The 8,333-nt window shown below is 28.3% G+C and carries 8 protein-coding genes, 4 tRNA genes, 1 rRNA gene and 1 pseudogene; 12 read left to right on the top strand and 2 right to left on the bottom strand.

Annotation, left to right across the window (positions count from 1 at the left end; translation table 11 throughout):
* Nucleotides 1–78 precede the first annotated feature (78 nt).
* From rrf to FMAG_RS08120, 8 genes and pseudogenes are all read left to right on the top strand, one after another.
* Nucleotides 79–195: ribosomal RNA gene (rrf, locus tag FMAG_RS08155) — 5S ribosomal RNA — on the top strand.
* Between the two features lie 13 nt (nucleotides 196–208).
* Nucleotides 209–284 (top strand) — tRNA-Asn (locus tag FMAG_RS08150).
* 48 nt (nucleotides 285–332) lie between these two features.
* On the top strand, nucleotides 333–803 hold the full coding sequence (ybaK, locus tag FMAG_RS08145) for a Cys-tRNA(Pro) deacylase (RefSeq protein ID WP_005885771.1): 471 nt from the start codon (nucleotides 333–335) through the stop codon (nucleotides 801–803).
* Between the two features lie 201 nt (nucleotides 804–1,004).
* Entirely contained in the window at nucleotides 1,005–2,495 is a 1,491-nt protein-coding gene (locus tag FMAG_RS08140) for an ABC transporter substrate-binding protein (protein WP_005885769.1), read from the top strand.
* A 1-nt stretch (nucleotide 2,496) separates the two neighbouring features.
* Nucleotides 2,497–3,411: an ABC transporter permease gene (locus FMAG_RS08135; RefSeq protein ID WP_005885767.1), complete on the top strand. Its 915-nt coding sequence runs from the start codon at nucleotides 2,497–2,499 to the stop codon at nucleotides 3,409–3,411.
* Entirely contained in the window at nucleotides 3,411–4,172 is a 762-nt protein-coding gene (locus tag FMAG_RS08130; RefSeq protein ID WP_005885765.1) for an ABC transporter permease, read from the top strand. The genes FMAG_RS08135 and FMAG_RS08130 overlap by 1 nt, the downstream gene beginning before the upstream one ends.
* Nucleotides 4,169–4,902: pseudogene (locus FMAG_RS08125) on the top strand (ATP-binding cassette domain-containing protein). Before FMAG_RS08130 ends, FMAG_RS08125 begins: the two are co-directional and overlap by 4 nt.
* Nucleotides 4,899–5,642, top strand: a complete 744-nt coding sequence (locus FMAG_RS08120; RefSeq protein ID WP_005885763.1) for an ABC transporter ATP-binding protein — start codon at nucleotides 4,899–4,901, stop codon at nucleotides 5,640–5,642. Before FMAG_RS08125 ends, FMAG_RS08120 begins: the two are co-directional and overlap by 4 nt.
* Nucleotides 5,643–5,690: 48 nt before the next feature.
* Here the strand turns inward: FMAG_RS08120 and FMAG_RS08115 are convergent, their stop codons facing one another.
* Both FMAG_RS08115 and FMAG_RS08110 read right to left on the bottom strand, forming a co-directional pair.
* Nucleotides 5,691–6,191: an NUDIX hydrolase gene (locus FMAG_RS08115; protein ID WP_005885761.1), complete on the bottom strand. Its 501-nt coding sequence runs from the start codon at nucleotides 6,189–6,191 to the stop codon at nucleotides 5,691–5,693.
* 12 nt (nucleotides 6,192–6,203) lie between these two features.
* On the bottom strand, nucleotides 6,204–7,544 hold the full coding sequence (locus FMAG_RS08110) for a DUF1576 domain-containing protein (RefSeq protein WP_005885757.1): 1,341 nt from the start codon (nucleotides 7,542–7,544) through the stop codon (nucleotides 6,204–6,206).
* Between the two features lie 114 nt (nucleotides 7,545–7,658).
* On the opposite strand from FMAG_RS08110, the gene FMAG_RS08105 reads away from it, so the two are divergent.
* The 4 genes from FMAG_RS08105 (at nucleotide 7,659) to FMAG_RS08090 (ending at nucleotide 8,318) form a co-directional block, all read left to right on the top strand.
* Nucleotides 7,659–7,994 carry a GIY-YIG nuclease family protein gene (locus FMAG_RS08105; RefSeq protein WP_005885755.1) on the top strand — a complete coding sequence of 112 codons (336 nt, stop codon included), beginning with the start codon at nucleotides 7,659–7,661 and terminating at the stop codon, nucleotides 7,992–7,994.
* 58 nt (nucleotides 7,995–8,052) lie between these two features.
* Nucleotides 8,053–8,141, top strand: a tRNA-Leu gene (locus FMAG_RS08100).
* A 7-nt stretch (nucleotides 8,142–8,148) separates the two neighbouring features.
* Nucleotides 8,149–8,225: transfer RNA gene (locus tag FMAG_RS08095), tRNA-Met, on the top strand.
* A 17-nt stretch (nucleotides 8,226–8,242) separates the two neighbouring features.
* Nucleotides 8,243–8,318: transfer RNA gene (locus FMAG_RS08090), tRNA-Gly, on the top strand.
* The last annotated feature ends 15 nt before the right edge of the window (nucleotides 8,319–8,333 follow it).

The following is an 8,333-nucleotide window of genomic DNA, read 5'->3' as shown; positions in this document are numbered from 1 at the left end:
TAACAAAGTTACGATTATATTAAATGAGACACAGATGAGTGAAAGAAATCTGTGCTACATTAAAAGAAGTTAATAATGCTTGGTGAGAAGAGCTACGGGGGTACACCCAGAAACATTCCGAACCTGGAAGTTAAGCCCGTAAACGCTGAAAGTACTTGGAGGGAAGCCTCCTGGGAGGATAGGAACTTGCCAAGCTCTCAATAAGAGTGCTTCCTTAGCTCAGTCGGTAGAGCATGCGGCTGTTAACCGCAGTGTCAATGGTTCGAGTCCATTAGGAAGCGCCATTTTTTTTATTTTTTGTAAAAATTTTATAAATTTACAAGAGGTGAAATATGAAAAAAACAAATGCTATGAGAGAATTAGATAAAAATAAAATAAAATATGAATTTAAAGAGTATGAAGTTGATGAAAATGATTTAAGTGCGATAGCAGTATCTTTAAAAACTGGAGAAGATATTACTAAAATATTTAAGACTCTAGTTCTTTTAAATGAAAAAAAAGAGATGATAGTTGCTTGTATTCCAGGAGCTGATACTATTGATCTAAAAAAATTAGCTAAGATTGCAGGGGCAAAAAAGGTAGAGATGCTAGAGTTAAAAGAACTTTTTAATATGACTGGTTATATAAGAGGAGGATGTTCTCCTATTGGAATAAAAAAGAGACATCAAAGCTTCATCCATCAGAGTGCTTTAACTAAAGATTATATAATGATAAGTGCTGGTGTTCGTGGTCTACAAATAATAATCGAACCACAAAATTTAATAAATTATTTAAAGATGGAAGTAGGAGATATAACTATATAATATTTTAGAAAATAAAAAAATTACATAATTTATTAAAAATGATAATTAATTGACTATAATTTGAGTATAACTAGATTATTATAAAATAATTTTAGTTATACTCTTTTTTTATAGAAAAAATATGATACAATAGTAGTATGTTAATTTATATTTAAAATATTATATAGAAAAAGTGAACAAATACTTTCTTTGGAGGTTATTATGGAAAGAGTGAAAAAAATTATAAAAGTGATATTTTTAGCAATATTGAGTATTTTAATATTAGCTTGTGGAAAAGATACAGAAAATAATTTAAAAGAAATAAAGACTACTATGAGTATGGATATAGATAGCCTTAATCCTTATAAGATGGTATCAAGTGGGACAGAGGAGATAATGTTAAATGTCTTTGAGGGATTGCTTATGCCAAATTCTAAAGGGGAATTAACTCCGGCAATAGCAGAATCATACAAAATTTCAGAAGATGGAAGAATATACACATTTAAAATAAGAAAAGGAATAAAATTTCACAATGGAAATCCATTAGATGTAAAAGATGTAGAATTTTCTTTAAATAGAATGGCTGGTAAAGATGGCTTCCCACCAGCTAGTGCTCTTTTTAATGAGATAGAGAAGATAAAAGTAGTTTCAGAAGATGAAATAGAAATAAAGTTAAAAAAAGCAGATTCAGCTTTTATATATGCTTTAATAAAGGGTATTGTTCCTGATGAAAATGCTAATGATTTGGATAAAAATCCTATTGGAACAGGGCCATTTAAAGTTGCTCAATATGATAGGGAACAACAAATAGTATTGGATAGATTTAATGAATATTGGGGAGAAAAAACAAAACTAGATAGAGTAACTGTTTTAATTGTGCCAAATAGTGAAACAGCATTTTTAAAACTTCTTTCTGGAGAGATAAATATGCTTTCAAGAGTAGATTCTAAAAGAGTAAATGAATTAAAAAACTTTAATAATATATCTGCTCCACAAAACACTGTACAAATATTTGCTTTAAATAATAATGTTGAACTATTTAACGATATAAGAGTAAGAAAAGCTATTAATATGGCTCTAGATAAAGATGAGATTATTAATAGTGTTATGGCAGGAAATGGAATAAAGCTTGAAACTAATATGAGTCCAGTAATGAAAAAATACTGTATAGAAAATCTTGGAGAAAAACAAAATATAGATGAAGCTAAGAAGATTTTAGAAGAAGTAGGAAAAAATAATTTTACATTTACCATAAAAGTTCCTAGCAATTACCCTATGCATGTAAATACAGCTCAAATAATAGCTGAGCAATTAAAAGCTATAGGGCTAAAAGCAGAAATTGAAACAATAGAGTGGACAACCTGGTTATCAGATGTTTATTCTGGAAGAAAATATGAGGCAACAATAGTAGGGCTTTCAGGGAAGTTAGACCCTTATTCAATTTTAAGAAGATATACTAATGATTATAAAAATAACTTCTTTAATTTTAGTGATGAAGAGTATGATATGTTAATTGAGAAAGCTAAGGAGTCTACTAATGATGAGATTATAGTAGCAAATTATAAAAGAGCACAAGAGATTTTAAGAGAGAAACAGGCAGCAATTTATATAATGGACCCTGAACTTATAACATCTTTAGATAAAAAGATAAAAGGATTTGAGTATTATCCTTTACCATATATTAATTTTTCTAAAATGAGTATTGGAGAATAAAATGTATTATTTAAAAAAAATATTTAAGATGGTTTTTTCTATATATTTAATAGGAACAATTTCTTTTCTATTATTGGAATTAATACCAGGTGATCCTGCTCTTGCAATATTAGGATTGGAAAGTTCTCCAGAAGATATAGCGATTTTAAGAGAGAATTTAGGATTAAATAAAAGTTTAGGAGAGAGATATTTTCAGTGGGGAAAAGGAGTTATTTTGGGAGATTTTGGTAATTCATTTAAATATGGAGAGTCAGTTTCTAATTTAATTTTAGAAAGATTACCATTGACTTTAGAAATAGCTATATTGACAATTATTATAGTTTTAGGCGTATCAATTCCTCTATCTTTTATTATACATAAATTAAGAAATAAAAGAATAAAAAAAGTAATTGATTTTATAATAGGATTATGTATCTCAATACCCTCTTTTTGGTTAGGAATAATATCTATGTTTATTTTTAGTGTTATATTGAGATGGTTTTCAGTGGGATATAACAATACTTTATATTCGTTATTATTACCTTGTATAGTGATAGCAATTCCAAACATAGGAGTTTTTACTAGTTATATAAAAAATAATTTAGAGATAGAGTTAAGAGAAGAATATATAAAATATCTTTTTGTAAATGGAGTAAAAAAATTTTGGTTGAATATCTATATTTTAAAAAATTCAATTATTCCAGTTATTCCTTTAATTGGAATAATGTTGATTGATTTAATAACTGGAGTAGTAATTATAGAGCAGATATTTTCAATACCTGGAATAGGAAGATTGATGATAACAGCAGTAATAAACAGAGATTTACCTTTAGTTCAAGGATTGATTTTTTATACTTCAGTAGTTTTAGTTGTAATCAATTTTATGATAGATATATTGTACTCCATAGTAGACCCAAGGATAAGGAGTGAGAGATAGTGAAAAAAATAAGATACTTGTTACTAATCATAGTTATAATGATTTGTATATTTTTTTATCAAGACCCTTATGCTATGGAAGAAAGTAAAATATTAATGGCTCCAACATTTGAAAATATTTTAGGTTGTGATAATTTAGGAAGAGATATTTTCAGTAGACTTTTATTAGGAAGTTTCTATACATTAGCAATAGCTTTTCTATCAATATCTTTATCAGTGATAACTGGAACAATAATAGGAAGTTTAGCAGGATATTTTGGAAAAGGAATAGATGTAATAATAATGTCAATAGTAGAGGTTATCATGTCTATTCCTGGAATTTTGATTGCACTTGGAATAATAATAATTTTAGGCACAGGATTTCACTCTTTAATTGTAGCCATTTTTGTAATATATATTCCAAGATGTGTAAATGTAGTGAGAGGACTAGTAAAGAAAGAAAAAAATATGGAGTATGTAATAGCAGTAAAAACTTATGGAGTATCTGATTTAAGAATTATTTATAGACACATTTTACCAAATATTTTAAAGTCTGTATCAGTATCTTTTACAACTGGGTTTGCAGGAGCTATATTAACAGAAGCAGGGTTAGGATATTTAGGACTTGGAATTCAGCCTCCTTATCCCACTTGGGGAAATATGTTAAATCAATCTCAATCATATTTTTTATCTGCTCCTTGGTTTACTATAGCTCCAGGATTAGCAATAATTTTTACTATATATCAGATTAAAAAATTAGAGAAAAGAGGTAGAAAATATTGAAGCTAATTGAAATAGAAAAATTAAATTTAGAAATTGACGATAAGATACTTCTAAAAAATGTAGATTTTTCTATAAATTCTGGTGAAATAGTAGCATTAGCTGGAGAATCAGGTAGTGGGAAGACATTGACAACCAAATTTATATTAGGAATCTTACCAGAAAGAAGTAAAATTAATTACCAAAGATTTGAAAAAAATTGTAAAATAGGTGCTGTATTTCAAAATGCTTTTACTTCATTGAATCCAACCATAAAAATAGGGCATCAATTAAAAAAATATACGAAGGACATTATAGAAAAGAAAAAGAGTGGGAAGCTGAAGTAATTCAACTATTAAGTAAATTAGGAATAAAAGAGCCTGATAAAATATTAAAAAAATATCCTCATGAAACAAGTGGAGGAGAGAGACAAAGAGTAGTTATAGCAGGAGCTTTGATAGGACGTCCAGAATTGCTTATAGCAGATGAAGTAACAACTGCACTAGATCTTAAGACTAAAAAAGAAGTTATAAAGCTTTTTAAAGAGGTACAGAGGGCTACTGGAGTATCTATTTTGTTTATATCTCATGATTTAGAATCAATACATGATTTTGCAGAAAAAGTATATGTCATGTATAAGGGAGAAATAGTTGAAAAAAATAGCTGTGAGAAGATATTTCAAGAGCAGTCACATCCTTATGTAAAGAAATTAATAAATCTTTCTAAAAGTCTTTGGATAAGAGGTGAAGAATGATTTTAAAAGTTGAAAATTTATCAAAAGAATATGTAAAAGGATGTTTTTTTTCTAAAGAGAAAAAAGAGGTTTTAAAAAATATATCTTTTGAAGTTAAAGAGGGAGAAATATTCTCTATAATAGGACAATCTGGTGTAGGAAAATCAACTATTGGGAAAATTATTTTGGGTATTGAAAAAGAAAGTTATGGAAAGATATTATTTTTAGGAAAAAAACTAGTCGAGAGAGAAAAAAGAGATATTCAAATGGTTTTTCAAGATCCATATAGTTCTCTAAATGCAGCCATGAAAGTAAAGGATATATTAGCAGAACCATTAAAGGCTAATGGAGAAAAAAATAGAAATGAAATTTCTAAAAAGGTAAAAGATATTTTAGAAAAAGTAGGATTAGGAGAGGAATTTGAAAATAAATATCCCAATGAGTTAAGTGGTGGACAAAGGCAAAGAATAGTTATAGGATGTGCTATGATATTAAAACCTAAACTTGTTGTTTGTGATGAACCAGTAGCTTCGTTGGATTTAGGAGTTCAAAAGCAAATATTAGATTTAATAAAAAAATTTAATAAGGAATATGGAACAACGTTTATTTTTATATCTCATGATTTAGGAGTGGTATACAATATTTCAGATAGAGTGATGGTATTGTATAAAGGAGAGATTCAAGAGATAAGAGAAACAGAAGAATTCTTTTCTAGTCCACAAAGTGAATATGGGAAATATTTGTTAGAAGGAATAAGATAATAAAAAAGATGGGAATGTTATAAAACACTCTCATCTTTTTTATTTATACTATAAGCTCTTAAAAAGATGTAAGGCTAATATAGTTTTCATATCCTGTGATATATTTTCTACTTCTTCTAAGTTGAACCAAGTTCCACTTAAATCTTCTCCTTCATCTAATTTCAAATTTTGAGGTATAATAGAATCATTTTTTAATTGTACTACATATAGATAAAGTTTTTCTTGAGTATACCCTGGTGAAACAGTAAGAGGATATTTAGGAGTATAAAGTATATTATAATCTTCAGGAAGATATCCTGTTTCTTCTTCAAGCTCCCTATAAAGAGTAGAGATAGCTGACTCTCCCTCTTCAATAAGTCCAGCTGGAATCTCATACATCTCTCCAGCTATTCCAGGTCTATATTGCTTTACTAATAAAGTTTTAGTTCCATTAGCATTTACAACTAAAGCTCCAATTGCATTTTGTTTAATAAGGTACTCTAGAGTTGTTTGTGTAGTTGGATGTTTTTCTACTGCAATTTTTAAAAATTTTAAATCTTCTAGTTTCATAAAAATTCTCCTTTATAAATCATTTTCCATTTCTTCCATTTTTTTTCTTTGTTCAGTAATAGCATCATAAAGTTGTTTTTTTCTTTTTAAATATTTTATTCTTTCCTTATCTTTATGGTCTTTTATCATATCCATGATAGGAAGAAGAATGCTTGCTACAATACCTGCAGAAAATCCATTATTATATAAATTTAATCCACCATGAACAGTTCCAATACTTTGAACAACAGCAAGATGTAGCCAACCAGCAATTACTCCCCAAATAATTCCATATACACCAGTTATAGGAGCTAATGAGGTACCAAATAGAGCGGATAATGCTACTGTAAATCCATTGGTAGAGCTTCCTAAGCCTGCAATATATACTCCTATTAAAATTGGAATAGTATTTTTAAAATGTTTTCCATAGGCAGAAAAACCAACTACAGTAAGTATACCAGCAAGAAGAGGTCCATTTAAAGTTTCACCAATTAAAATTACAAATCCTGTAGCAACAAACCCCATGATTCCCATATTTATAAAAGTAAGTCCAAATCCATATTTTTTTACAAAATCAGACTTTAAACCGCTATCTTTTAAAATTTCCATATAACCTTTAAAAGAGCTATTATTTATAAAAAAACCAATTATGATAAGAGCTAAAAAAACTGAAGAGCAGATTACCTTTAAAGCCAAATCAAATTCAGTAGATATAATTCTTTGAGGTGTAATCTGGAAATTATATAATTTTAAAATAGAAGTTATAACTGCTCCTAATATTCCGCCAGTAAAACCTAAATTATAAAGATTAAACCCCTCATGAAATCCAGCCATTTTTTTAGATAGAGGAGTAGCAATAAATCCTATTATTATACCTAAAGCAATAGCATTAATATATGAAGTATCCGTAGTATCAACTCTAAAAGCAACTTCACTTACAAAAGGGGCCATTGCACTTGAAAAAGATATAGTAACAAAGATTTCTTTGAAATCAATATGCTCAAAAACACTATATAAAATTCCACCTAAATAGAAAGGAAGAATATTAAGAATATTTTTTCCAAAAAAGGAAAAACCAAATACAGTAAAGAATGAAGCAATAACTAAACCAGTTATTTCAATTTTTAATAATCTAGTTAGAGTAAAATTAAATATAAATATTAAAAAAGCATTTAAAAAAACAGCACCAATTCCACCAATAACTAAGAAATCAGTAATTAAAACAGCAGGAGAAGTTATTATTTTTAAAATTCCAGTTAAAACATTTTCTCTTTCGTAGATAACATAGCCAATAAATCCTAAAATGATAAGAATTATTAAAGAAAAAGATATAAATTTAATTTTATTAATATGATTGCTATTGAAATTATCCATTAAATCCTCCAAATGAAATTTCTTAATTAAATATTATTATTTTTTATTAGAAAAGTCAAATGATGATTTTAGAAAAAACTATGAAAAATAGTGAAAATATAGTAAGATAAATATATGGAAAATAAAAAATATTATTATATTTATATATTAAGATGCAATGATGAAAGTTTATATACTGGAATAACAACAGATATAGTAAGAAGATATGAAGAACATGAGAAAGGAAGAGGAGCTAAATACACTAGAGCTAAAGGAGTAAAAAGAATAGAAATTTTTTTTCAATGTTTAGGGAGAAAAGATGCAAGCAAAATAGAAAGTTATATAAAGAAGCTATCAAAAGCTAAAAAGGAATTTTATCTTCTTAATAGGGAGATATTTTCTTTTAAAATAAAAGAAGAATTAGGCATAGAAATAAAAATAAAAAATAAAATAAAAAAAGTGTTGACATAAAATGAAACTTATGATAATATAATATATGTTCTGAAACACAAAAGTGTTTGAGCAAAATGCCTGGATGGCGGAACAGGTAGACGCACAGGACTTAAAATCCTGTGGTATTTAGTTACCGTGCCGGTTCGATTCCGGCTCTAGGCACCACTTATAACGCGGGGTAGAGCAGTCTGGTAGCTCGTCGGGCTCATAACCCGAAGGTCGCAGGTTCAAATCCTTCCCCCGCCACCAAAAATTAAATAAGATATGCGGGAATAGCTCAGTTGGTAGAGCGTCAGCCTTCCAAGCTGAATGTCGCGAGTTCGACCCTCGTTTCCCGCTCCAAAGATGCGTCATTAG

It is taken from the genome of Fusobacterium mortiferum ATCC 9817, from assembly GCF_000158195.2.
In the GTDB taxonomy this organism is placed as follows: Bacteria; Fusobacteriota; Fusobacteriia; order Fusobacteriales; family Fusobacteriaceae; genus Fusobacterium_A; species Fusobacterium_A mortiferum.
Note: the sequence above shows the minus strand (reverse complement) of the source record. Positions and strands in the feature narration are given on the sequence as shown.